22 protein-coding genes and 1 pseudogene are annotated in these 22877 nt (G+C 61.9%); 13 read left to right on the top strand and 10 right to left on the bottom strand.

Translation table 11 applies throughout. The features are described 5' to 3' along the window. Positions 1-109: pseudogene (locus GIW02_RS22985) on the top strand (HAD family hydrolase); the annotation flags it as partial. Positions 110-244: 135 nt separating this feature from the next. Here the strand turns inward: GIW02_RS22985 and GIW02_RS22980 are convergent. The 3 genes from GIW02_RS22980 to GIW02_RS22970 all read right to left on the bottom strand — a co-directional run bounded on the left by GIW02_RS22980 (position 245) and on the right by GIW02_RS22970 (position 2606). After that, complete coding sequence (locus GIW02_RS22980) at positions 245-1231, bottom strand: alpha/beta hydrolase (RefSeq protein WP_236422090.1); 987 nt, start codon at positions 1229-1231, stop codon at positions 245-247. Further along, a complete protein-coding gene (gene ypfJ / locus GIW02_RS22975) occupies positions 1232-2119 on the bottom strand; it encodes a KPN_02809 family neutral zinc metallopeptidase (protein WP_236419639.1) in 888 nt (295 codons plus the stop codon). A 70-nt stretch (positions 2120-2189) separates the two neighbouring features. Further along, on the bottom strand, positions 2190-2606 hold the full coding sequence (locus GIW02_RS22970; protein ID WP_236419637.1) for a hypothetical protein: 417 nt from the start codon (positions 2604-2606) through the stop codon (positions 2190-2192). Between the two features lie 190 nt (positions 2607-2796). Between GIW02_RS22970 and GIW02_RS22965 the strand changes: the two genes are divergently transcribed. Continuing rightward, positions 2797-3675, top strand: a complete 879-nt coding sequence (locus GIW02_RS22965; RefSeq protein WP_236419635.1) for a DMT family transporter — start codon at positions 2797-2799, stop codon at positions 3673-3675. Here GIW02_RS22965 and GIW02_RS22960 read toward each other — a convergent pair whose 3' ends face one another. Next, a complete protein-coding gene (locus tag GIW02_RS22960) occupies positions 3676-5010 on the bottom strand; it encodes an MFS transporter (RefSeq protein WP_236422089.1) in 1335 nt (444 codons plus the stop codon). Positions 5011-5234: 224 nt separating this feature from the next. On the opposite strand from GIW02_RS22960, the gene quiC reads away from it, so the two are divergent. Further along, positions 5235-7136, top strand: a complete 1902-nt coding sequence (quiC, locus tag GIW02_RS22955; protein WP_236413763.1) for a 3-dehydroshikimate dehydratase QuiC — start codon at positions 5235-5237, stop codon at positions 7134-7136. A 78-nt stretch (positions 7137-7214) separates the two neighbouring features. Further along, positions 7215-7880, top strand: coding sequence for a TetR/AcrR family transcriptional regulator (locus GIW02_RS22950; protein ID WP_236413765.1), 666 nt, complete (start codon positions 7215-7217; stop codon positions 7878-7880). 87 nt (positions 7881-7967) lie between these two features. Here the strand turns inward: GIW02_RS22950 and GIW02_RS22945 are convergent, their stop codons facing one another. Together GIW02_RS22945 and aroQ are read right to left on the bottom strand one after the other, a co-directional pair. After that, the gene (locus GIW02_RS22945) at positions 7968-8816 is read right to left on the bottom strand and encodes a shikimate dehydrogenase (RefSeq protein ID WP_236413767.1); all 849 of its coding nucleotides are present in this window, start codon (positions 8814-8816) and stop codon (positions 7968-7970) included. Beyond that, a complete protein-coding gene (gene aroQ / locus GIW02_RS22940; protein ID WP_236413769.1) occupies positions 8813-9262 on the bottom strand; it encodes a type II 3-dehydroquinate dehydratase in 450 nt (149 codons plus the stop codon). Before aroQ ends, GIW02_RS22945 begins: the two co-directional genes overlap by 4 nt. A 305-nt stretch (positions 9263-9567) precedes the next feature. On the opposite strand from aroQ, the gene GIW02_RS22935 reads away from it, so the two are divergent. Together GIW02_RS22935 and GIW02_RS22930 are read left to right on the top strand one after the other, a co-directional pair. Continuing rightward, a complete protein-coding gene (locus tag GIW02_RS22935) occupies positions 9568-9996 on the top strand; it encodes a DUF4160 domain-containing protein (protein WP_236413770.1) in 429 nt (142 codons plus the stop codon). Beyond that, positions 9993-10460, top strand: coding sequence for a DUF2442 domain-containing protein (locus GIW02_RS22930; protein ID WP_236413772.1), 468 nt, complete (start codon positions 9993-9995; stop codon positions 10458-10460). The genes GIW02_RS22935 and GIW02_RS22930 overlap by 4 nt, the downstream gene beginning before the upstream one ends. On the opposite strand, the gene trmA is transcribed toward GIW02_RS22930, so the two are convergent. Then, positions 10443-11522, bottom strand: a complete 1080-nt coding sequence (gene trmA / locus GIW02_RS22925) for a tRNA (uridine(54)-C5)-methyltransferase TrmA (protein ID WP_236413774.1) — start codon at positions 11520-11522, stop codon at positions 10443-10445. The genes GIW02_RS22930 and trmA overlap by 18 nt on opposite strands. Further along, positions 11519-12814 carry an NCS2 family permease gene (locus GIW02_RS22920; protein WP_236413776.1) on the bottom strand — a complete coding sequence of 432 codons (1296 nt, stop codon included), beginning with the start codon at positions 12812-12814 and terminating at the stop codon, positions 11519-11521. The genes trmA and GIW02_RS22920 overlap by 4 nt, the downstream gene beginning before the upstream one ends. 188 nt (positions 12815-13002) lie before the next feature. On the opposite strand from GIW02_RS22920, the gene GIW02_RS22915 reads away from it, so the two are divergent. The 4 genes from GIW02_RS22915 to GIW02_RS22900 all read left to right on the top strand — a co-directional run bounded on the left by GIW02_RS22915 (position 13003) and on the right by GIW02_RS22900 (position 17221). After that, positions 13003-13449 carry a DUF4879 domain-containing protein gene (locus GIW02_RS22915; protein ID WP_236413778.1) on the top strand — a complete coding sequence of 149 codons (447 nt, stop codon included), beginning with the start codon at positions 13003-13005 and terminating at the stop codon, positions 13447-13449. A gap of 96 nt (positions 13450-13545) precedes the next feature. Continuing rightward, complete coding sequence (locus GIW02_RS22910) at positions 13546-14055, top strand: (2Fe-2S)-binding protein (protein ID WP_236413780.1); 510 nt, start codon at positions 13546-13548, stop codon at positions 14053-14055. Then, positions 14052-15041 carry an FAD binding domain-containing protein gene (locus GIW02_RS22905; RefSeq protein WP_236413783.1) on the top strand — a complete coding sequence of 330 codons (990 nt, stop codon included), beginning with the start codon at positions 14052-14054 and terminating at the stop codon, positions 15039-15041. Before GIW02_RS22910 ends, GIW02_RS22905 begins: the two co-directional genes overlap by 4 nt. Continuing rightward, the gene (locus GIW02_RS22900; protein WP_236413785.1) at positions 15038-17221 is read left to right on the top strand and encodes a xanthine dehydrogenase family protein molybdopterin-binding subunit; all 2184 of its coding nucleotides are present in this window, start codon (positions 15038-15040) and stop codon (positions 17219-17221) included. The genes GIW02_RS22905 and GIW02_RS22900 overlap by 4 nt, the downstream gene beginning before the upstream one ends. A 170-nt stretch (positions 17222-17391) precedes the next feature. On the opposite strand, the gene GIW02_RS22895 is transcribed toward GIW02_RS22900, so the two are convergent. Further along, positions 17392-18630: an MFS transporter gene (locus tag GIW02_RS22895; protein ID WP_236413787.1), complete on the bottom strand. Its 1239-nt coding sequence runs from the start codon at positions 18628-18630 to the stop codon at positions 17392-17394. 317 nt (positions 18631-18947) lie between these two features. Between GIW02_RS22895 and GIW02_RS22890 the strand changes: the two genes are divergently transcribed. From GIW02_RS22890 to GIW02_RS22880, 3 genes are read left to right on the top strand one after another with little or no spacing between them, the layout of a single operon-like run. Continuing rightward, positions 18948-20387 (top strand): cytochrome ubiquinol oxidase subunit I, encoded by a 1440-nt coding sequence (locus GIW02_RS22890; RefSeq protein ID WP_236413788.1) that lies wholly within the window; start codon positions 18948-18950, stop codon positions 20385-20387. A 1-nt stretch (position 20388) separates the two neighbouring features. Beyond that, entirely contained in the window at positions 20389-21396 is a 1008-nt protein-coding gene (gene cydB, locus GIW02_RS22885; RefSeq protein ID WP_236413799.1) for a cytochrome d ubiquinol oxidase subunit II, read from the top strand. 12 nt (positions 21397-21408) lie between these two features. Continuing rightward, positions 21409-21576 (top strand): DUF2474 domain-containing protein, encoded by a 168-nt coding sequence (locus GIW02_RS22880; RefSeq protein ID WP_099584739.1) that lies wholly within the window; start codon positions 21409-21411, stop codon positions 21574-21576. Positions 21577-21642: 66 nt separating this feature from the next. Here the strand turns inward: GIW02_RS22880 and GIW02_RS22875 are convergent, their stop codons facing one another. Beyond that, complete coding sequence (locus GIW02_RS22875; protein ID WP_236413801.1) at positions 21643-22767, bottom strand: methyltransferase; 1125 nt, start codon at positions 22765-22767, stop codon at positions 21643-21645. Between the last annotated feature and the right edge of the window lie 110 nt (positions 22768-22877).

Genomic DNA, 22877 nt, shown 5'->3' with positions numbered 1-22877 from the left:
GGCCAGGACTGTGTTGGTGAACCTGCCGGAGAACCCGTGGCCGGAATTGGCGGATTGGCATGCTGAAGATTGCGCAGTGCTGCGCCGGATGATCCAGCCCAGACGATAAAAGGTTAAATGTGGGAGGGGCGGTGCGACGATTCGACTTGCTCCCGATGGCGGTGGATCAGTCACCAGATTTATTGACTGATCCACCGCCATCGGGAGCAAGCCCCCTCCCACATTTTTGATCCGGTTTCGGCAGTTATTTCCCGAACAGTACTTGCTGCCCCTCCGGCGAGGTAAACATCCCGTCTCCGTTATGCCCCACCCCCGGCACTTCCACCAGCTTATGGCCCAACTGCGGATGCCGCTGCTTGAGGTAGTCAAAATAGTTATGCCCACGCACCAGGCGATACGCGCCCTCGGCCTCAGCGGCGCAGCTTTTATCCAGTGCCGGGTGGTTGGGGTCGGTGTCTTGCTGGCCGAGTAGGTAGGTGACGTTGCGCGACACGTACGTCTGCTCAAGCTGCGCGGCGCTTTGGCCCTTGGCGTAGGCGGGCAGGTTCTGCAGGCCGTATTTCCAGTCGTTGAAGCCTGGGCAACTGGCGGTGTCGAACTTCATCGGGCGCTCGGGTGTGAAGTAAGCGTAGGACGACGGGTTGGCCACCACATAGCGCAGGCTGATGCCTTGGGTTTGCAGCATCGGGTGGTCGTGGCCGGTGAGGGCGAAACGCTGCACTACCTGGCCACCGCCGGAATGCCCGGCGACCACGATTTCTTCCAGCGCCGGGAACAGTTTGCGGTTGCCCAGGTGCTTGATGATCTGGTCCAGAGCGCCGTAGGAGCTGACCTGGCCGGGGCCGATGGAGGGCTCGCCGGCCATCCAGTCATCGGCTTTCCAGCGCAGCAGCTGGTTGTCCAGATGGTCGCGTTTTACGTCCGATTCATCGAGAAATTGCGGCGCAATGACCAGGGTACTGCCCGCCACCCCGGCGTTTTGCGCCGCATGCTCGCCACTTTCCAGGTAGGGCATCGCATTGCGCAGGCGGCCGTGCACGATGATCAATGCGCGGGTGACCTGCGGCAGCGGCTGGCGCCAATCCTGGCTCAGGCCCAGGCTGAGATCGCCGGTCTCCAGATGAAAACGATCGGGGCTGACCACCTTGACGCCATGGTTTTTCTCGGCGGCCAAGGTGGCGGTAGAGCAGGTCAACATCAAGCCCAGCAGCAATCCCAAGCGTTTATTCATCTAGAGGCTCTTGGCGGCGAACGTGTCGCATTGAGTGATCTGGCCCTGGGCGAAGCCGGTCTTGAACCAGCGAACCCGCTGTGCCGAGGTGCCGTGGGTAAACGAGTCCGGCACCACGCGGCCCTGACCCTGTTGCTGCAAACGGTCATCGCCAATGGCGTTGGCCGCGTTCAGTGCTTCTTCAATGTCGCCGGGTTCCAGCCAGTTCAGGCGTTTTTGCGCGCGGTTGGCCCATACCCCGGCAAAGCAATCGGCTTGCAGTTCCTGGCGGACCAGCAGGCCGCCATCGCCTTGCATCTGTCGGCCCTGCTGGCGCGCGGCCTGGATCTTCGACGAGATGCCGAGCAACGTCTGCACGTGGTGCCCGACTTCGTGGGCGATCACGTAGGCCTGGGCGAAGTCGCCAGCGGCCTGGAAGCGTTGCGACATTTCCCGGAAGAAATCCAGGTCCAGGTACACCTGCTGGTCCGCCGGGCAGTAGAACGGGCCGCTGGCCGAGGTGGCGCCACCGCAGGCGGAATTCACCCGGCCACGGAACAGGATCAGTTTCGGGTTTTTGTAGGCCAACCCATTCTCCTGGAACACCTGGCCCCAGGTGTCTTCGGTGTCACCCAGCACCGCACGGACAAAGTCCGCTTGCTCATCGTTGGCTGGCGGCGCCTGGCGCGATTGGGTGCTCACCGACGGCGCTTGTTCCATTTGGCCGGTCAACTGGCCGAGGATCTGCATCGGGTCCTGGCCGGTCAGCCAGCCGATGCCGACGATCAGCACAATCGCCGTGAGGCTCAGGCCCTTGCCGCCACCAAAGCGCATGCCGCCACCGCTGCCGCCACTGTCATCGCGGGCATCCACTACGTTGTCGCTGCGTCGGCCTTTTTTCCATAGCATGGGGGCAATCCTCTTGTGTGCGTGCTGTAGGCGCGAGCCTGCCAGTTCCTACGATAGTTGTGTTTAACGCTTACTGGCGGCAATAACCTTCGCCGGTAGCGACAATCAGGCAGTCTTTTTTATCCGCCAGCCATTTCAGCCCGGTGGCTTCGCCGTCGCCGGCGCGCAGCAATTGGGGGCCGTCCGGGCGGGTGAAGGCGATACCGTCTTCGGCCGCTTCACCCTTGAAGGTGCCGGAGTCGTCGGCGTCCAGGCCATATTGCATGGTGAGGAGGTAGTGGCCACGGCCGATGCTGTCGTCTTTGGCGATGGTCAGGTGCAAGCCTTCGACGCCGATCCATTGGCCAACCCATTTATCGGTGGGCGGGGTTTGCGGCACCAGGGTTGCCTGCACGGAAGGCGGCGCGGGCTTTGGGGCTGGCTTGGACTGCTGGTCACAGGCGCTCAGCAGGGCAAGGGTAGAGAGCAGGAATGCGGCTTTTTTCATGGCAACGGGCCTTGGCTAAAAAGTGTACAGCACGGGGTTGAACGTGCAGCGTTGGACTCGAATCCACGGATTTAGTGCGCTGTTCGCACGGTGTTTGGTTATGCTCTTGGGGCAGACTCCAGCCCGGCTGCTAGATTACCGGGTTGAGCGCTACCTCGTTCGTGTTCAGCGCGCCACGCAAGAGAATTCAATGACTGTCAGCACTCCCCTTTCCGGCGTCAACCATCCCTTCAAAGGCATCCTGCTGATTGTGGTGGCGACTTTCCTGTTCTCCAGCCATGACGCCTTGTCCAAATACCTGGCCGGGTTCTACCCGATTGTGATGGTGGTGTGGGCGCGCTACCTGGTGCACACCTTGTTGATGGCCGGGATATTCCTGCCGCAATCAGGCTTGCGCGTGCTGCGCAGCAAACGGCCGGGGATGCAGGTGGTGCGGGCGTTGTGCCTGTTGGGCACGAGCCTGTTTTTCACGGCGGCGCTGCATTTCATCCCGTTGGCGGAAGCCACCGCGGTGAACTTCCTTGCGCCGATCCTGGTGACCGCGTTGTCAGTGCCGCTGCTGGGTGAACACGTGACGCGTGGCCAGTGGCTGGCGGTGATCTGTGGGTTTGTCGGCGTGCTGGTGATCATCCACCCCGGTGGCGAGTTGTTCACCCCGGCGGTGCTGCTGCCGCTGTGCTCGGCGCTGTTCTTCTGCTTCTACCAACTGCTCACGCGCATCCTCAGCCAATACGACACGCCCACCACCAGCAACTTCTTCGCCGGGCTGTGCAATACCTTGGTGATGAGTGCGATGGTGCCGTTCTTCTGGCAGGTGCCCACGCTGTGGCATGGCGTGTTGATGCTGGCGCTGGGTACATGCGGGATGACCGCGCACTTGCTGCTGACCCAGGCGTTCCGCTTTGCGGCGCCGGCCTTGCTAGCGCCGTTCGGCTATTGCCAGATCGTGTTCGCGGGGCTGTTGGGCTGGCTGGTGTTCAACCATACCCCCGACGTGACCACGGTGGTCGGCATCGGGGTGATCTGCATGAGCGGCTTGGCCGCTGCCTGGCAGCAGCGGCGCAGGTGATCAAACGTCTACGGTTGGAATCTTGCGCGGCGCCATGAAGTACATCCAGGTCAACGCAATGAAGTACATCGCCGGAATCAGGGTGAACAACACCGTGTAGTTGTTGTTGGTCACGGTGAGGATATGCCCGACGATCTGGGTCATGAACATGCCGCCGATGGCCGCGCACATCCCGCCGAAACCGAACACCGTGCTCATCATGTGCTTGGGCGTGTAGTCCATCACCAGGCTCCAGATGTTGGCGGTCCAGGCCTGGTGTGCGCCGATGGCCAGGGAGATGGCAAACACCGCGACCCACAGCTGGCTGGAGCCGGCCGCCATGATCACGCCGACGATGCAGCAGGCGAACAGCAGCATCGACAGCAGCCGCGCCTTGATCGAGTTCATGCCGCGACCGATCAGGAACGAGGACAGAATCCCGCCACCCACACTGCCGAAGTCGGCCGTCAGGTAGATGATGATCAGCGGGATGCCCATCTGGGTCACGTTGATGCCCAGGTTGTATTGCTGGTTCAGGAACGGCGGCAGCCAATACAGGTAAAACCAGAACACCGGCGCGGTCAGCGAGTAGGCGAGGGCGAAGGCCCAGGTGCCACGCATGCGCAGGATGCGGCTGAACGGCACGCGCGGTTGTTCCGGTTCGACTTCCTGCTGCACGTAGTCCAGTTCGGATTGTTTGACGGTGGGATGGTCTTCCGGGTTGAAGTACTTCAAGCCCCAGAACAGCAGCCAGATACCGCCCAGCGCCGACATGCACAGGAACGCCGCCTGCCAGCCCCACACGTGCAGGATCAGCGGCAACAGCATGGGCGTCATCATCGCGCCGACGTTGGTGCCGGCGTTGAAGATACCGGTGGCCACTGCGCGCTCACCCGCCGGGAACCACAAGCGTGTGGTCTTGACGCAGGCAGGGTAGTTGGCGGCTTCGGTCAACCCGAGGATAAAGCGGCAGACCATAAAACCGACGGCCGAGGTGGCCAGGCCGTGGGCGCCGGTGGCCAGGCTCCACAACAATACCGCGCAGAAGAACACGCGTTTCACGCCGACTTTGTCGATCAAGCGCCCCTGCAGCACAAAGCCGATGGCGTAGCCGACCTGGAACCAGAAGTTGATGTTGGCGTAGTCCATCGCCGTCCAGCTCATTTCCTTGGCCAGGATCGGCTGCATCACGCCCAGGGCGGCGCGGTCGATGTAGTTGAGCGTGGTGGCGAAGAACACCAGGGCCAGCATGCCCCAGCGAGTTTTACCCACAGCCAGGGCGCCGCGGATCTTGTCGCCGATGCCGGCGTGCGGGTTGCCCGGGCGCGCGGCCAGGGCGGAGTTTTGCAGAGGCATGAGGTCGTACCCGTTTTTTGAAATTTTTATGGTGTGTTCTGGGTCTTGTTTTAACGCGGGTTGCGGAATCGATGGTGCGCAGTGGTTAAAAAATCGTCAATTCGCCAAAGCGGCATAGTGTTCGATAATCGCACCAAAAACTAACCGGTTCGTACATTTTAATTGCTGCGTGTAGGCTGGGGGCGAATAATTTGCCACAAACAACAATTGCCGGGAGTGACCCCATGCAACGTTCCATCGCCACTGTTTCCTTGAGCGGCACCCTGCCGGAAAAGCTCGAAGCCATTGCCGCCGCCGGGTTCGATGGGGTCGAGATCTTCGAGAACGACCTGTTGTATTACGACGGCAGCCCTCGGGAAGTTAGGCAGATGTGCGCCGACCTCGGCATCGCCATCACCTTGTTCCAGCCGTTCCGTGACTTTGAAGGTTGCCGCCGCGACCGCCTGGCGCGCAACCTGGAGCGTGCCGAGCGCAAGTTCGACCTGATGCAGGAACTGGGCACCGACCTGGTGCTGGTGTGCAGCAATGCCTCGGCGGACGCGGTGGGCGATGAACGGATTTTGCTCGATGACTTGAGCCTGCTGGCCGAGCACGCCGGCCGTCGTGGCTTGCGCATCGGCTATGAAGCGTTGGCCTGGGGCAAGCATGTGAATACCTGGCAACAGGTGTGGAACCTGGTGCGCCAGGTCGATCACCCAAGCCTGGGCGTATTGCTCGACAGCTTCCACACCCTGTCGCTCAAGGGCGACCCGAGCGCCATTGCCGAGATCCCCGGCGACAAGATCTTTTTTGTGCAAATGGCCGACGCGCCAATCCTGGCCATGGATGTGCTGGAGTGGAGCCGGCATTTCCGCTGCTTCCCCGGGCAGGGCGAGTTTGATCTGGCGGGCTTCCTCGCGCCGATCATCAAGAGTGGGTACACCGGGCCGCTGTCCCTGGAGATTTTCAACGATGGTTTCCGCGCGGCCCCGACACGGGCCAATGCGGCCGATGGCTTGCGCTCGCTGCTGTACCTGGAAGAGAAAACCCGTCAGCGCCTGGCCGAGGAAACGCCCGCCGCGCCGGTCGATATCCTCTTCGACACCCCAGCCGCCAGCGAATACGACGGCATTGAATTCCTTGAGTTTGCCGTGGACGAAAGCCTCGGCGCCAAACTGAGCCATTGGTTGGAGCGCCTGGGTTTCGTCAAGGCTGGCCAGCACCGCTCCAAGAGCGTGAGCCTGTTGCGCCAGGGCGATATCAACCTGATCCTCAACTGTGAGCCCTATTCTTTTGCCCACAATTTTTTCGAGGCCCATGGCCCGTCGCTGTGCGCTACGGCGATCCGCGTCAAGGACAGCGCCAAGGCCCTTGAGCGGGCGGTGGCCTACAAGGGCCAGCCGTATCGCGGCCTGGTCGGGCCCAACGAGCTGGAGCTGGCGGCAGTGCGCGCGCCGGATGGCAGCCTGATTTACCTGGTGGATCCTTCCGAGGGCACGCTGTACGACACCGACTTCAACCTGCAACCGGCAACCGCCTCCAGCGGCGGCTTGCTGCGTATCGACCACATGGCCATGGCCTTGCCGGCCGACAGCCTCGACAGTTGGGTGCTGTTCTACAAGAGCCTGCTGGATTTCGAAGCGGATGACGAAGTGGTGCTGCCCGACCCTTACGGCTTGGTCAAAAGCCGCGCACTGCGCAGCCGTTGCAGCTCGATCCGCTTGCCACTGAATATCTCCGAGAACCGCAACACGGCGATTTCCCACGCGCTGTCGAGCTATCGCGGCTCGGGCGTGCACCACATTGCCTTCGACTGCGCGGATATTTTCGCCGAGGTGCGCCGGGCCAAGGAGGCGGGGGTTCCGCTGCTGGATATCCCGCTCAACTATTACGATGACCTCGCGGCGCGCTTTGATTTCGACGAAGAGTTCCTCAGCGAGCTGGCGTACTACAACGTGCTGTACGACCGTGACGCCCAGGGCGGTGAGTTGTTTCACGTGTACACCGAACCCTTCGAAGGACGGTTTTTCTTCGAGATCATCCAGCGCAAGAACGGCTATGCCGGCTACGGCGCGGCCAACGTGGCGGTACGTTTGGCGGCGATGGCCAAGTCGCGCAGCGGTGCGGTGCGCCAGGCGCGTTTATGACGCGGTGGCCGGGTGCTTCCTTACGAGAGCGCCGCGGCCCATAATCACCGCCTGCATAACAATGGCCGTGAGCGCACCATGACCTCGAGTCCCGATCTCCCCGCGGTGTCAGACGCACCGCGCAAGAGTCGTAAGAACAACCCGGAAAAGACCCGCGAAAACATCCTCCAAGAGGCTGTTGTCGAGTTTGTTCAGCAGGGCCTGTCCGGTGCTCGCGTGGATGCGATCGCCGAACGTATCCACACCTCCAAGCGCATGATCTATTACTACTTCGGCAGCAAGGAGCAGCTGTACGTCGAGGTGCTGGAGAAGCTCTACGGCGATATCCGCAACACTGAAACCCGCATGAACTTGACCGCGCTGGAACCGCGCGAAGCGATCCGGCGGCTGGTGGAATTCACGTTTGATCACCATGACCAGAACGTGGATTTCGTGCGCATCGTCAGCATCGAAAATATCCACAACGCCGAATACGTGAAACGCTCGGACTCGATCAAGGCGATGAACAGCAATATCCTCGAAGCGCTGGGCACCACGTTGCGCCGCGGGGCCGAGATGGGGCTGTTTCGCGAGGGGTTGGAGCCATTGGATGTGCACCTGCTGATCAATTCATTCAGCTTTTACCGGGTGTCCAACCGCCATACGTTCAGTGAGATCTTTCAGATCGAGCTGTCGGATGAGGCGGTTAAACAGCGGCACCGGGACATGATCTGTGAGTCGGTGATGCGGTACTTGCAGGCCTGATAATTCAGGTTGGAATGCAATCCATGTGGGAGGGGGCAAGTCGAATCGTCGCACCGCCCCTCCCACACTTGGATTCAGTTTCGTCAGTTAGTTATTCATGCTCTGAAAGTGCGCCAGCATCCGCTGCGCATCCGGCACCTCGCCGCTGAACAACTCAAACGCCTTCACCGCCTGAAACACCGCCATATTGCCGCCGTCCAGAGTGCGGCAGCCCAAGGCGCGGGCATCCCGCAGCAGTTCGGTTTCCAGCGGGAAGTAAACGATCTCCGCTACCCACAATTCAGCTCGCAACAGGCTGGCAGGTACGGGTGTGCCAGGCAGTTTGGCCATGCCCATCGGCGTAGTGTTGACCAAACCATCGGCCTCGGCCACGGCGTTTTCCAAGTGCTGGCCGACCTGGGCGCGACCGGCGCCGAAACGCTGGGCCAGGTTATCCACAAGGTCGCGGGCACGGGTTACGTCCACGTCGAAAATACTCAAGAGTTCGACCCCTTCGGCCAGCAGCGCATGCGCCACCGCTGCGCCCGCACCGCCGGCGCCCATCTGCACCACGCGCTGGCGCGGTACGTCATTCAAGTTGCGTCGGAAGCCTTCGGCAAACCCCAGGCAGTCGGTGTTGTGGCCGATGCGCTTGCCCGCCTTGAACACCACCGTGTTGACCGCACCGATGCCTCGCGCCTCGTCAGACAATTCATCCAGCAGCGGCAGGATTGCCTGTTTGCACGGGTAGGTAATGTTCAGCCCGGTGAACCGCATCAACTCGGCGGCGTCCAGCAGGTCGGGCAGGGCGTTGATGCTCAGTTGCAGCGGCTCCAGGTCGATCAACTGATACAGGTAGCGCAAGCCTTGGGCATCGCCTTCCTGTTCGTGCAGGGCCGGGGTGCGGGAAGCCTGGATACCGGCACCAATGAGGCCGGCGAGAATGCGCGGTTTCATTGTGTCGATCCCTTGAGCAACTGGCTGAAATGTTCCATGGCCAAGTGGTAGCCGTGGCTGCCGAAACCCGCCAGCACGGCCTTGGCGATGGGCGACACAAACGAATGATGACGAAACGCTTCGCGGGCATGCACGTTGGATAAATGCACCTCGATCACGGGGACCTCACTGGCCACCAGCGCGTCGCGGATCGCCACCGAGGTGTGGGTCCAGGCCGCGGGGTTGATCACGATACCGGCGCAACGGGCGCGGGCGCCGTGGATCCAGTCCAGCAGTTCGCCTTCGTGGTTGGTTTGGCGAAATTCGATTTTCAGCCCAAGCTTTTCGGCGCTGCGCCCGCACAGGGCGGCGACGTCGGCCAGGGTTTCATGGCCGTAGGTGGCGGGCTCACGGGTGCCGAGCAGGTTGAGGTTGGGGCCGTTGAGCACCAGCACGATAGGCGGCATAGGGGCATCTCCACAGTTCTTGTTAGTTGTGCAGATAAAATGTACTGGATAGTTAATTTGGTCAATTGAAGGACGGATTTCTGCGTGGGATTTGTTCGATTAGCGAACATTTATTACGCGGGGTTACCGGGCACGCACGATTTCCTGGCCGTTCCAGACATTGGCATGAGTGGTTACAACCCGCCCTTCGACGGGTTGTTCGTCGTTACTACGCTGTGAAAACGCTTCGCGATTCTGGAGCCGATTGTCGGGGGCCACGGGGAAAATTGTTACCTGACGGAAATTAACCTAACGGATGGGTTACGATGAAAGTAGGTGCTTACAAGGGATTTGTAATATCGGTGTTTCTCAGGGATGAGCATTGCCCGCCCCACGTGCATGTGAGGGGCAAGGGTTGGGATGCGCGGTTTCGGTTCAGTTTTCTGGATGGGGAGGTGGAGTTGTGGGATGTAGAGCCCGATCGGCGGCGGCCACCGAGTGGGGTCCTGAACGAAATAGGCGAGGCGATAAGGCAACGGCACTACCTGGCACGAGCACGCAGGATTTGGTGGCAGGCATTGCAAACAGTCTGTCTGGATAACCATTCATGGGATTGGGATGCGGGTGAGGTAATTCCGGGATTGATCATTCGACAGGGTGTCTACGTCATTGCAAACGCTCGGCACGATGTTGTTGAGCAACGAACAATTTTGAATCTGGTAAGAGCACCAGATTGCGTGGGGATTGATTTATGAAAATCGTAAAAGCCAAAGTCCGGCCCTATGCGCCGATCACTGATGCCGATGTCGACAAGGCCATAGCGCGTGGGCGCAAACTCAAGCGCCTGTACGCCAACGCCAGCAATGTGCGGTATGAGAACGACTGCATCTCCATCGGCTTCAGCGACGGCAGCCGCGTCGTGCTACCGGTGGCCGGCCTGCCGGAGTTCGAAGGGTTTTCTCTACAGGATTTCGAGCAATTGGAGGTGAGGTTTGGCGGCAAGGCCCTGTGCTGTGAGGCTCGGGACCTGGATGTTTCCATCACTGGCCTGATTGCGACAAGCCAGCCGCTGATGGATCTGGCCACAAGCATGGTGGCATCCCGCAACGGCCGCAAAAGCAGCGCCGCTAAAGCCGCCGCCGCCCGAGCCAATGGCAAGAAGGGCGGGCGACCACGCAAGAAGGAAGAGGAAGGCGCAGAGTTACCGCCGGGTCAATAACACCCCGGACTCCATGTGGTGCGTCCACGGGAACTGGTCAAACATCGCGCACTGGGTAATTTTGTGCGTGTCATGCAGTTGCGCAATGTTCGCAGCGAGTGTCTCCGGGTTGCAGGAGATGTACAGGATGTTGTCGAAGCGCCGAGTCAGTTCGCAGGTGTCCGGGTCCATGCCGGCGCGGGGCGGGTCGACGAAGACGCTACCGAATTCGTAGCTTTTCAGGTCGATGCCGTGCAGGCGGCGGAATGGGCGTACTTCGTTGAGAGCTTCGGTGAGTTCTTCGGCAGACAGGCGCACCAGCGTAACGTTATCCACCGCGTTTTCATCGAGATTGCTCAGCGCCGCGTTAACCGAAGTCTTGCTGATTTCAGTGGCCAACACTTTACGCACGCGGGTCGCCAACGGCAGGGTGAAGTTGCCGTTGCCGCAATACAGCTCGAGCAAATCATCCGGGCGATCGCCCAAGGCTTCGTATGCCCAATTGAGCATCTTCTGGTTCACCGTGCCGTTGGGCTGGGTGAACGCGCCTTCGGGTTGGCGATAGCTGAATGTGCGGCCGCCGACGTCGAGTTTTTCCACCACATAGTCCTGGCCGATCACATCGCGCTTGCCCTTGGAGCGGCCGATGATGCTCACGTTCAGGTCTGCCGCCAGCTTGTTCGCCGCTGTGTGCCAGTGCTCATCCAGCGGGCGGTGGTAGCACAGCGTGATCATCGCGTCGCCGGCCAGCGTGGTCAGGAACTCCACTTGGAACAGCTTGTGGCTCAGGGCAGCGCTGGCTTGCCAGGCGGCCTTGAGCTGCGGCATCAACTGATTGATACGCTGGCTGGCAATTGGGAACTCTTCGATCAGGATCGGCGTGCGCTTGTCGTCCTGGGAGAACATCGCGTAGTGGCGCTCACCGCCTTCGCGCCACAGGCGGAACTCCGCGCGCAGGCGGAAGTTCTGCAGCGGCGAGTCAAAGACCTGCGGCTGCGGTGCGTCAAACGGTGCCAGCAGGTCACGCAAGCGCGTGACCTTGTCTTGCAGTTGAGTGGTGTAGCGTGCGGCGTCAAAAGTCATGCGTTGAACCAGCCCAGCTTGATCACAAACAGAATCGACAGAATCACCAATGCCGGGTTCAGCTCACGGTAGCGGCCCGAAAGCAGCTTGATGGCGGTCCAGGCGATGAAACCGAAGGCGATGCCGTTGGCGATGGAGTAAGTGAAGGGCATCGCCAGGGCGGTGATCACCACCGGCGCTGCAACAGTGATGTCATCCCAGTCGATTTCCGCCAGGCCCGAGGTCATCAGCACGGCCACGAACAGCAGCGCTGGCGCGGTAGCGAAGGCAGGAACGCTGGCAGCCAGTGGCGAGAAGAACAGCGCCAGCAGAAACAGGATCGCGACCACGATGGCGGTCAAGCCGGTACGGCCACCGGCGCTCACGCCCGCGGCGGATTCGATGTAGCTGGTGGTGGTCGAAGTGCCCAGCAGCGAACCGGCCATGGCGGCGGTGCTGTCGGCGATCAGCGCACGGCCCATTTTCGGCATGTGGCCGTCCTTGCCCATCAGGCCGGCGCGCTTGGCGACGCCGATCAGGGTGCCGGAGTTGTCGAACAGGTCAACGAACAGGAAGGCAAAAATCACGCTGACCAGGCCGATGTCCAGTGCGCCTTTGATATCCAGTTGCAGGAAGGTCGGGGCCAGGGACGGTGGCATCGAGGTCACGCCGCCGAACGGCGTAACGCCCAGCAGGACGGACACGATGGTCACTGCCAGGATGCCGATCAGCACCGCACCGCGTACGGCCAGGGCTTCCAGCGCCACGATCAGCACGAAACCCAGCGTGGCGAGGATAGGGGCGGGTTGTTTCAAGTCACCCAGGCCAACCAGGGTGGCCGGGTTGGCGACTACGATCCCGGCGTTGTGCAGGGCGATCAACGCCAGGAACAGGCCGATACCGGCGGCAATCGCCGAGCGCAGGGGCAGGGGGATGCTGTTGATGATCCACTCACGGATACGGAAGATCGACAGCAGGAAGAACAGCACCGCCGAAATAAATACCGCCCCTAGCGCTACCTGCCAGGTGTGGCCCATGTGCAGCACCACGGTGTAGGTAAAGAAGGCATTGAGGCCCATGCCCGGCGCCAGGGCAATCGGGTAGTTGGCGATCAGGCCCATCACGGTCGAACCGATGGCGGCTGCCAGGCACGTCGCGACGAACACCGCGCCCTTGTCCATGCCGGTTTCGCCGAGGATGCTCGGGTTCACGAACAGGATGTAGGCCATGGCCAGGAATGTCGTGATGCCCGCGAGGATCTCGGTGCGCACGTTGGTGTTGTGTGCCTTGAGTTGAAACAGCTTTTCCAGCATGCCTGCTCCCTGTGACGCTATCTTGCGTCGTGATTTGTTGACCTCTAAGTCAAAGCACAAACTGCGCCAAGCGCCTGTGATTTCAGAGAGGATCGGAAAAAGCGGCGCATCATACCAGCAGCCGAGGCTGTGTGGCGCATGGCCTTGAGGCATACTGCGGCGACGTTCAACAGCGGGTCATCGACAGCATGAAAAAAGCCAACGCGTGGAGTCTAGCCCTGATCCCCTATATCAGCCTGTTGCTCGGCGCGGCACCGGCATGGGGCGCGACTGCACCGGCCTTGAGCGAGGTGCGTGTGTTCAAGGTTGAATCGTCCCGTTGCACTGAAACCATCCCCGAGCGCGCGCAAAGTACCCAGATGTGCACCCACCGTGGGCCTACCAAGGTGTCGGTGATGGAGGTTGGCCTGGGCAACAACCCGGTCGGCCTGTTCAATGGCGCCGTGCTCAATGGCCAGCGCACACCGGTGTGCCAGGTCGGTAATATCAGCGAGGCCTGCCAGGGCGCGGGCACCTTGATGGGTTACATCTATGTGTTTGACGTGGAGGTTGCCGACCAGGGCTGGTTCGAATACAGCAACTCCTCGATCAACCCGCCGCGAAACACCCTGAAAACCCTGCTCAATATCCGCTGATCAATCACCTTGAACGCTCAATACCCCGGGCAGTCGTACCCCTGAGACGGCGACTTTCCTGAACGCCGCGGATGTACACCAACCCGTGAGGTGTTTATGAGCGCGACCCCCAATGGCGCGGCAGCCCAGCCGTTCGTCAGCCACTCCATACGCCTGACCCTCAACGGCCAGGATCGCCAACTGAGCGTGCTGCCCTGGACCACCTTGTTGGACCTGCTGCGTGAACAGCTCGACCTGGTAGGCAGCAAAAAAGGTTGCGACCACGGCCAGTGCGGCGCCTGCACCGTGTTGCGTGACGGCAAGCGTGTAAACGCCTGCCTGACCCTCGCCGTGATGTGCGACGGCGCCGAGCTGACCACCATCGAAGGCTTGGCCGAGGGCGACCGGTTGCACCCCATGCAGCAAGCCTTTATCAAACACGACGCCTTCCAGTGCGGCTACTGCACCCCTGGGCAGATCTGCTCGGCCGTCGGCCTGGCCAATGAAGGCCGTGCCCACGACACCGCGCAGATCCAGGAGCTGATGAGCGGCAACCTGTGCCGTTGCGGCGCCTACAGCAACATCCGCGATGCCATTGAAGACGTCGTACTGGGAGGTGACAAATGAACCCCTTCCAGTACAGCAAACCGGCGGATGTGCATGAAGCGGTGCACCTGAGCAGCGCGGCGTCGCGCTTCATTGCCGGCGGCACCAACCTGCTCGACCTGATGAAAGAAAACATCAGCCGCCCCGAGCACCTGATCGACATCACCGGCCTGCCGCTGCATGAAATCGAAGAAACCGCCGAGGGCGGCCTGCGGATCGGTGCACTGGTGAGCAACGCCGACCTGGCCTGGCACCCGTTGATCGAGCAGCGTTACCCGTTGCTGTCCCAGGCCATCCTTGCCGGTGCCTCGCCACAATTGCGCAATATGGCCAGCACCGGCGGCAATCTGTTGCAGCGCACCCGTTGCTACTACTTCTATGACGCCGCCGTGCCGTGCAACAAGCGCGAACCTGGCAGCGGCTGCCCGGCGCGTAGCGGGCTGAACCGGATCCACGCGATCCTCGGCGCCAGTGACCAATGCGTGGCCACGCACCCTTCGGACATGTGCGTAGCCCTGGCCGCACTGGAGGCGCGGGTGCATGTAGAGGGGCGCGGTGGCGCGCGGGTTATCGAGTTCGCCGATTTCCACCGCCTGCCCGGCGATGCGCCGCAACGCGACAACCAATTGGCCGACGATGAGCTGGTCACCGCCATCGAGTTGCCCGCCGACCATTTGGCGCGGCACAGCCACTACCTGAAAATCCGCGACCGCGCGTCCTATGCGTTTGCCCTGGTGTCCGTCGCCGCCGCCCTCGAATTGGACGGTGACAGGATCGTCGATGCGCGCCTGGCCCTTGGCGGCGTGGCGCACAAACCCTGGCGTGACCGCGCCGTGGAAGCCGCGCTGATCGGCCAGACGGTCAGCCGCGAAACCTTCAGTAACGCCGCCGACGCCCTGCTGCAAGACGCCGAGCCGCTGGCGCATAACGGTTTCAAGATCAAGCTGGCACGCCGCGCGATTATCCGCGCCTTGAGCGACGCCGCTGTTGCAGGAGAACAACCATGACCGCCATCGGCAAACCTCTGGACCGCGTCGACGGTCTGCTCAAGGTCACTGGCCAGGCACGCTATGCCGGTGAATTTCCCGAGGCAGGCCTGCTGCATGGCAGTGTGGTCTCCAGCAACATCGCCAAGGGGCGCGTGCTGCGTATCGACGCGTCGCGGGCGCTGGCGTTGCCGGGGGTGGTGGACGTTATCCATCACCTCAATCGGCCGAGAATCGCCAGCTACGACGAGGCCTTTCAAGACGCCGACGCCGCCGACGGCTCCCCGTTTCGTCCTTTGTATAACGACCGCGTGCTCTACAGCGGCCAGCCCCTGGCCCTGGTGATCGCCGACAACCTCGAGCTGGCACGGCATGCGGGCTCTTTGGTGGAGATCGAGTACGCGCGCGAAGACTTCGAGACGGACCTGCTCGCGCAACAGGAACAGGCTCACCCGTCACCGCAAGCGCCGCCGACGCCGCGCGGCAACTTCCAGGCCGAATGGGCGGCCGCTGCCGTCAGCCTGGACCTGCACTACAGCACCCCCATCGAACACCACAACCCCATGGAACCCCACGCCAGCACCGTGTTGTATCAACCCGACGGCACCCTGCACATCCACGACAAGACCCAAGGCCCGCAGAACTGCCAGGCTTACGTGCAACAAGTCTTCGGGCTGGACAAGCAGCAGGTGCGGGTGTTCGCCGCGTTCGTCGGCGGTGCCTTCGGTTCCGGCCTGCGCCCGCAGTACCAATTGCCGCTGGCGGTCATGGCCAGCCTGGCGCTCAAGCGGTCGGTGCGAGTCACCCTGACCCGTCAGCAGATGTTTACCTTTGGCTACCGCCCGCGCACCTTGCAGCGTTTGCAAATGGGCGCGGCAGCCAATGGTCGCCTGCTGGCGCTGGGGCACACGGCCGTTGGCCAAACCTCGCGCTTCGAGGATTTCAGCGAGCACGTCGTGGAGTGGAGCGGCATGCTCTATCACTGTGACAACGTGCAACTGACCTACAAGCTGGTACCGCTGGATGTATTCACCCCGCTGGACATGCGCGCGCCGGGCGCCGCATTGGGGCTGATCGGCCTGGAATGCGCCATGGATGAACTGGCCTGCGCCCTGGGAATGGACCCGGTGCAACTGCGCCTGGTCAACTACGCCGAGCGCAACCAGAATGAAGACAAACCCTGGTCGAGCAAAGCCTTGCGCGAGTGCTACCGCGAGGGCGCCGAGCGCTTTGGCTGGAACCAGCGCAACCCGGAGCCGCGCAGCATGCGCGACGGTCGCCAGTTGATCGGCTGGGGCATGGCCGGTGGCGTGTGGGAGGCCATGCAGATGAAGGCCAGCGCCAAGGCGTGTATCGACGCCCAAGGCAAACTGACGGTCAGCAGTGCCACCACCGATATTGGCACGGGCACTTACACGGTCATGACCCAGATTGCGGCACAGGCCAGCGGCGTGGCCGTCGAAGATGTGCAGTTTTTGCTCGGCGATTCATCACTGCCCACTGCGCCGCTGCAGGGTGGCTCGTTTACCGTGTCCTCCGTGGGCACCGCCGTGCAGCAAGCCTGCGAAGCCTTGAGCGCCAAGCTGCTGACGGTTGCGCGGCAGACGTACCCGGTCTTCAAGGATGCTGAATCGGTGCGCTTTGAAGACGGTCAGCTGCATGCCGGCGACGTCAGTGTGTCGCTGGCGCAGTTGGTCAAGGACAGCAGCGAAGATGTCCTGCAGGTGCAGGTCGACAGCGAACCGGGCAAGAAGCGCGAGGGCTACGCGACCGCGACCCATTCGGCGGTGTTTGTGGAGGTTCAGGTAGACGAAGACCTGGGCACGATCAAGGTGCGCCGCGTGGTCAGTGCCATTGCGGCGGGGCGGGTGGTCAATCCCAAGATGGCGCGTAGCCAGATCCTCGGCGGGGTGGTGTGGGGCATCGGCATGGCCCTGCACGAAGAAACCCAGACCGACCACCAACTGGGGCGCTACATGAACCACAGCCTGGCCGAGTACCACATCCCGGTAAATGCCGACATCGGCGACATTGATGTGGTGTTCGTCGAAGAACACGACGAGATCGTCAACGCGCTTGGGTCCAAGGGCGTGGGGGAGATTGGCACTGTCGGCGTGGCGGCGGCGGTGGCGAACGCGATTTACCATGCCACCGGCAAGCGGGTGCGGGAGTTTCCGATCACCTTGGATAAGGTGTTGTAACCCGGTCTTCCAAACGCATAGGTATCAAAATGTGGGAGGGGCGGTGCGACGATTCGACTTGCCCCCGATAGCGGAGTGTCAGTCGACATCTAATTGACTGAACCACCGCTATCGGGGGCAAGCCCCCTCCCACATTGACTGTATTCCAGCATCAGATTTGGTGGTGGGGCTCAGACCTTGGTTTCTTCCACCGGCACGTGCATACGGTCGCGGTTGGCCAGCGTCGGGAACAGCTTGATCCACACCCCGGTCACCACCAGCGTACCGATCCCGCCCATGACCACGGCGGGCACGGTGCCGAACCAGTGGGCGGTGATGCCCGACTCGAACTCACCCAGCTGATTCGACGCACCGATAAACAGCCCGTTGACCGCACTGACCCGCCCGCGCATTTCATCGGGGGTTTCCAGCTGCACAAAGGAGGCGCGGATCACCATGCTGATCATGTCTGCCGCGCCCAGCACCACCAGCACCGCCAGGGAAAACCAGAACGAGGTCGACAGGCCAAAGGCGATGGTTGCCACGCCGAACACGCCGACGGCAGTGAACATCACACGGCCCACATGACGGTCCACCGAGAAGCGTGCCAGCCACAACGACATCAACAACGCCCCCACCGCCGGCGCCGAACGCAGCAGGCCCAGGCCCCACGCGCCGGTCAGCAGGATGTCCTTGGCGAACACCGGCAGCAACGCGGTGGCGCCACCCAGCAACACGGCAAACAGGTCCAGGGAGATGGCGCCAAGAATGTCCTGGCGGCTGCGGATAAAGCGGATGCCGGCCAGCAGCGAGTCCAGCGTGGCCTTGCCTTTGTTCAGCGGGGTCTGGCGGGCGGGCAGGTTGAGGGTCAGCACGCAGGCGATGAGGTACAGCACCACCGTCGGGCCATACACCCACACGCTGCCGAATGCGTAGAGCAAACCGCCGAGGGCGGGGGCGACGATGGTCGCCAGTTGCTGGGCCGACTGCGATGACGCCACCGCCCGTGGGAACAGCGTGCTGGGCACGATGCTCGGCAGCATGGCCTGGGTGGTGGGCATTTCAAACGAGCGTGCGGCGCCCAGCAGGAAGGCGAGGATAAAGATCATCTCGCGGGTCACGCTGCCGGTCAGGCCGCCGATGGCCAGGGACAGCGCGATCAGCGCCTGCACGGTCTGGCAAATGGCCGCGACCTTGCGCCGTTCATAGCGGTCGGCCACGTGGCCGGTGTGCAGCATGAACAGTACGCGTGGCACAAATTCCACCAGGCCAACCAAGCCCAGGTCCAGCACATTGCCGGTCAACTGGTAGAGGTTCCAACCGATGGCCACGGTGAGCATCTGGAAGCCGCTGGCGGTAAAGATCCGCGCCAGCCAGAACGCGATGAAAGGGCGGTGGTGACGCAACAGCAACGCAGGTTCACTAGGCATCGGGAGTTCAGGTCAGGGCCGGAGGAAGGGCCGAGATTATCACTAAGTTGTAACAGATAGTTGCAACAACTGAGCTGAGGCAGTCTGTCACGCGGCAAAAGACCACACAGTTCAATCCTGAAAATGGGACTACTCTTTCAGCAATGCTTGATCCAGATCAAAACCTGCTTGGGGATTGTTCTGGGGCCTTAGGGCCAGATTCCCTACGTGGTTGGTTAAAAAAAGAAACGAATTGAAATTCGCCAGACTCCATATCCGTGGGGGCAGTGGGTGCAGGCTTCCGCCAGCAGCCGGTATTACCTGACAGAGGAAGACTTATGTTCGGTTTGGAGGCGCTAGATCTCGCCCGAATTCAATTTGCGTTCACCATCTCGTTCCACATCCTGTTCCCGGCGATCACCATCGGCCTGGCCAGTTACCTCGCGGTGCTGGAAGGCTTGTGGCTCAAGACCCACAACGACACCTACCGTGACCTCTACCATTTCTGGTCGAAGATCTTTGCCGTCAACTTTGGCATGGGTGTGGTCTCCGGTCTGGTCATGGCCTACCAGTTCGGCACTAACTGGAGCCGTTTCTCGGACTTCGCCGGCGCCGTCACCGGGCCGCTGCTGACCTATGAAGTGCTCACAGCCTTCTTCCTCGAGGCGGGTTTCCTTGGCGTGATGCTGTTCGGCTGGAACAAGGTGGGGCGCAAGCTGCACTTTTTCTCCACCGTGATGGTGGCCGTCGGTACGTTGATCTCGACCTTCTGGATTCTCGCCTCCAACAGCTGGATGCAGACCCCGCAAGGCTTCGAAATCATCGACGGCCGCGTGATCCCGACCGACTGGCTGGCGGTGATCTTCAACCCGTCGTTCCCTTACCGCCTGATGCACATGGCCACCGCGGCCTTCGTGGCCACCGCGTTTTTTGTCGGCTCGTCCGCGGCTTGGCACTTGCTGCGCGGCAAGGACAACCCGGCGATCCGCAAAATGCTCTCGATGGCGATGTGGATGGCGCTGATCGTCGCACCTATCCAGGCGGTGATCGGTGACTTCCACGGCCTGAACACCCTCAAGCACCAGCCGGCGAAAATCGCTGCAATTGAGGGCCACTGGGAAAACATCGGCAATGAGCCGACGCCGCTGATCCTGTTCGGCTGGCCGGACATGAAAGCCGAAAAAACCAAATACGCGGTCGAGATCCCGTACCTGGGCAGCCTGATCCTCACTCACTCCCTGGACAAACAGGTGCCGGCGCTCAAGGAGTTCCCGCCTGAAGACCGCCCCAACTCGACCATTGTGTTCTGGTCGTTCCGGGTCATGGTCGGCCTGGGCTTTCTGATGATCTTTACCGGTCTGTTCAGCCTCTGGCTGCGCCGGGGCGACAAGATGTACACGTCCAAACCGTTCCTGTACCTGGCGTTGTGGATGGGCCCGTCCGGCCTGATCGCGATTCTCGCCGGCTGGTTCACCACCGAAATCGGCCGTCAGCCGTGGGTGGTCTACGGGCTGATGCGCACGGCGGACGCCTCATCCGGGCATAGCCTGGCGCAGATGACGATTACCCTGGTGTTGTTCGTGGTGGTGTATTTCGCCCTGTTCGGCGCGGGTCTTGGCTACATGATGCGCCTGGTGCGCAAAGGGCCGCAGACCCACGAAGGTACTGAGCCGACTCACGGTGGCCCTGGCCAGAAACGCACACCGGCTCGTCCGTTGTCTGCGGCCGATGACGGCAGCGATGACGACCACGCCCACATCCAGCACAAGGGGCATTGAGATGGGTATTGATCTTCCACTGATCTGGGCCGTGATCATCATCTTCGGCATCATGATGTATGTGGTCATGGACGGCTTCGACCTGGGCATCGGCATCCTCTTTCCGTTTATCCCAGGCAAAGTCGACCGTGACGTAATGATGAACACCGTCGCCCCGGTCTGGGACGGCAACGAAACCTGGCTGGTACTGGGCGGCGCAGCGTTGTTTGGCGCGTTCCCGCTGGCCTATTCCGTGGTGTTGTCGGCGCTGTACCTGCCGCTGATTTTGATGCTGATCGGGCTGATCTTCCGTGGCGTGGCCTTCGAGTTCCGCTTCAAGGCCAAGGACCACAAGCGTCACCTGTGGGACAAAGCCTTTATCGGTGGCTCGCTGGCGGCGACGTTCTTCCAGGGCGTGGCGCTGGGCGCGTTTATCGACGGTATCCCGGTGGTCGACCGCCAGTTTGCCGGTGGCTCGCTGGACTGGCTCACGCCGTTCACGATGTTCTGCGGCGTGGCACTGATCGTGGCGTATGCCTTGCTCGGTTGCACCTGGCTGATCATGAAGACCGAAGGCCCGCTGCAGGAAAAGATGCACAACCTGGCGCGGCCGTTGGCGTTCGTGGTGTTGGCGGTGATCGGTATCGTGAGTCTGTGGACACCGTTGTCGCACCCGGAAATCGCCTCGCGCTGGTTCACCCTGCCGAACCTGTTCTGGTTCCTGCCGGTGCCGATCCTGGTACTGGTGACCATGTACGGGTTGATTCGCGCGGTGGCGCGTCACGCGCACTACACGCCGTTCCTGCTGACGCTGGTGCTGATCTTCCTCGGCTACAGCGGCCTGGGGATCAGCCTGTGGCCGAATATCATCCCGCCATCCGTGTCGATCTGGGACGCCGCCGCACCACCGCAAAGCCAAGGCTTCATGCTGGTGGGCACGCTGTTCATCATCCCGTTCATCCTGGGTTACACCTTCTGGAGCTACTACGTGTTCCGCGGCAAGGTCACCCACGAAGACGGTTATCACTAGGAGGGTCGTTGCATGTCCGGCAAACCTACGTTGCACGAGATCGAACAGGCCGAGAAACAGCCGCTGTGGCGGCGCCTCGGGTGGTTGGCAATGATTTGGACCGGCAGTGTGCTGGCCCTGTTTATCGTGGCCAGCCTGATGCGCATGTTCATGAATGCGGCCGGCCTGACCACCCACTGACATCCCAACCCGGGCTTTGCGGCCCGGCTTTTCAACCCTGCCTTTCGTCAGATCGGCAGGGTTTTTTTATTTGCGCGCTTTGAGAATCACAAACTTGGGCGTGGCCGCCACTTGCTCGACACCGCGGAACAGCCGCGCCAATTTGCTGTGATAGCCCAGGTGACGGTTGCCGACTATATACAGGGCGCCGCCGACTACCAGGGCTTCGCGTGCCTGTTGGAACATGCGCCAGGCGAGGAAGTCGCCGACCACCTGCTGCTGGTGGAACGGCGGGTTGCAGAGCACCACGTCCAGCGAGTCGGGCTCCTGCCCGGCCAGGCCATCGCCCGCGCGCACGGTCACCTGGCGATTGCCGAGGGCGGCTTGCCAGTTCTCCAGGGCCGATTGCACGGCCATGTAGGACTCGTCCACCAAGGTGTAGTGCGCCTCGGGGTTTTGCAGTGCACTGGCGATTGCCAGCACCCCGTTGCCGCAACCCAGGTCGGCCACGCGGGCGCTGCCGAGGTTTTTGGGCAAGTGCGGCAGGAACGCGCGGGTGCCGATGTCCAGGCTTTCGCGGCAGAACACGTTGGCGTGGTTGAGCAGTTCGATGACCGGGGAGTCCAGCGTGTAGCGCGTCGGGTAGGGCGAAACGGCGGTTGGGCGGTCTTGCACCGTTGCGATCAGCAGCCGTGCTTTTTTTACCGCCAGCGAGGCGTGCATCAGGCCGATGTAGTGCTCAAGCAACTCGCCTGCGGCGCGTGGCAGGTGCTTGATCATCGCCCCCGCGATCACTTGGGCACCCGGTGCCAAGTGGCCTTGCAGGCGGATCAACTGTTCCTCCAGCAATGCCAGGGTCTTGGGCACGCGGATCAGTACGCGGTCGAACGGGCCGCCGGGCACCTGGCTGGCCGGGGTGAACGGCACGGCATCAAACGCCTTGCCGTTGCGCACCAGGTTTTTTTCCAGGCCTTGGGCGGCGAGAAACGAGTCACCGCTGGAGGTCACCTGCACCTGGCCCGCGAGGCTGGCAGCCAGGGCGCCGAAGCTGTCATTGAGCACCAGCACGCGGGTCGTGGCGCTGGGCTGTTGCTCGGACAGATAACTGAGCAGGTACTCGTCGGCCGCGTCGAAGGCTTGCAGCGGATCGTTATGTTGCTCTGGCTGGCGGATCAGATCGAGCTGGGCGAAGGGGCTGTCGAGCAGGGGCATGGCGGGGGGGGGGCTGGGGTGTTGGAGGGGTGGGGGCGGGGGGTTGCCCAACCGCCTCGGGGGAAAGGGGGGGGGGCCATGTGTGGCGGTGAACACCCAGGGGTGGGTGG

The organism is Pseudomonas syringae (genome assembly GCF_021606685.1).
Lineage (GTDB): Bacteria > Pseudomonadota > Gammaproteobacteria > Pseudomonadales > Pseudomonadaceae > Aquipseudomonas > Aquipseudomonas syringae_R.
The sequence above is the reverse complement of the archived record's forward strand: the minus strand, read 5'-3'. Positions and strand labels throughout refer to the sequence as shown.

Excerpts from the sequence above, each read along its gene's own strand:
- GIW02_RS22935 (WP_236413770.1), top strand. The coding sequence starts at position 9,568 with ATGAAAGTAGGTGCTTACAAGGGATTTGTAATATCGGTGTTTCTCAGG.
- GIW02_RS22950 (WP_236413765.1), top strand. The coding sequence starts at position 7,215 with ATGACCTCGAGTCCCGATCTCCCCGCGGTGTCAGACGCACCGCGCAAG.
- trmA (WP_236413774.1), bottom strand. The coding sequence starts at position 11,522 with ATGACTTTTGACGCCGCACGCTACACCACTCAACTGCAAGACAAGGTC.
- GIW02_RS22920 (WP_236413776.1), bottom strand. The coding sequence starts at position 12,814 with ATGCTGGAAAAGCTGTTTCAACTCAAGGCACACAACACCAACGTGCGC.
- GIW02_RS22900 (WP_236413785.1), top strand. The coding sequence starts at position 15,038 with ATGACCGCCATCGGCAAACCTCTGGACCGCGTCGACGGTCTGCTCAAG.
- GIW02_RS22875 (WP_236413801.1), bottom strand. The coding sequence starts at position 22,767 with ATGCCCCTGCTCGACAGCCCCTTCGCCCAGCTCGATCTGATCCGCCAG.
- GIW02_RS22980 (WP_236422090.1), bottom strand. The coding sequence starts at position 1,231 with ATGAATAAACGCTTGGGATTGCTGCTGGGCTTGATGTTGACCTGCTCT.
- GIW02_RS22890 (WP_236413788.1), top strand. The coding sequence starts at position 18,948 with ATGTTCGGTTTGGAGGCGCTAGATCTCGCCCGAATTCAATTTGCGTTC.
- quiC (WP_236413763.1), top strand. The coding sequence starts at position 5,235 with ATGCAACGTTCCATCGCCACTGTTTCCTTGAGCGGCACCCTGCCGGAA.
- cydB (WP_236413799.1), top strand. The coding sequence starts at position 20,389 with ATGGGTATTGATCTTCCACTGATCTGGGCCGTGATCATCATCTTCGGC.
- GIW02_RS22965 (WP_236419635.1), top strand. The coding sequence starts at position 2,797 with ATGACTGTCAGCACTCCCCTTTCCGGCGTCAACCATCCCTTCAAAGGC.
- ypfJ (WP_236419639.1), bottom strand. The coding sequence starts at position 2,119 with ATGCTATGGAAAAAAGGCCGACGCAGCGACAACGTAGTGGATGCCCGC.
- GIW02_RS22970 (WP_236419637.1), bottom strand. The coding sequence starts at position 2,606 with ATGAAAAAAGCCGCATTCCTGCTCTCTACCCTTGCCCTGCTGAGCGCC.
- GIW02_RS22915 (WP_236413778.1), top strand. The coding sequence starts at position 13,003 with ATGAAAAAAGCCAACGCGTGGAGTCTAGCCCTGATCCCCTATATCAGC.
- GIW02_RS22905 (WP_236413783.1), top strand. The coding sequence starts at position 14,052 with ATGAACCCCTTCCAGTACAGCAAACCGGCGGATGTGCATGAAGCGGTG.
- aroQ (WP_236413769.1), bottom strand. The coding sequence starts at position 9,262 with ATGCCGCCTATCGTGCTGGTGCTCAACGGCCCCAACCTCAACCTGCTC.
- GIW02_RS22960 (WP_236422089.1), bottom strand. The coding sequence starts at position 5,010 with ATGCCTCTGCAAAACTCCGCCCTGGCCGCGCGCCCGGGCAACCCGCAC.
- GIW02_RS22945 (WP_236413767.1), bottom strand. The coding sequence starts at position 8,816 with ATGAAACCGCGCATTCTCGCCGGCCTCATTGGTGCCGGTATCCAGGCT.
- GIW02_RS22895 (WP_236413787.1), bottom strand. The coding sequence starts at position 18,630 with ATGCCTAGTGAACCTGCGTTGCTGTTGCGTCACCACCGCCCTTTCATC.
- GIW02_RS22880 (WP_099584739.1), top strand. The coding sequence starts at position 21,409 with ATGTCCGGCAAACCTACGTTGCACGAGATCGAACAGGCCGAGAAACAG.
- GIW02_RS22930 (WP_236413772.1), top strand. The coding sequence starts at position 9,993 with ATGAAAATCGTAAAAGCCAAAGTCCGGCCCTATGCGCCGATCACTGAT.
- GIW02_RS22910 (WP_236413780.1), top strand. The coding sequence starts at position 13,546 with ATGAGCGCGACCCCCAATGGCGCGGCAGCCCAGCCGTTCGTCAGCCAC.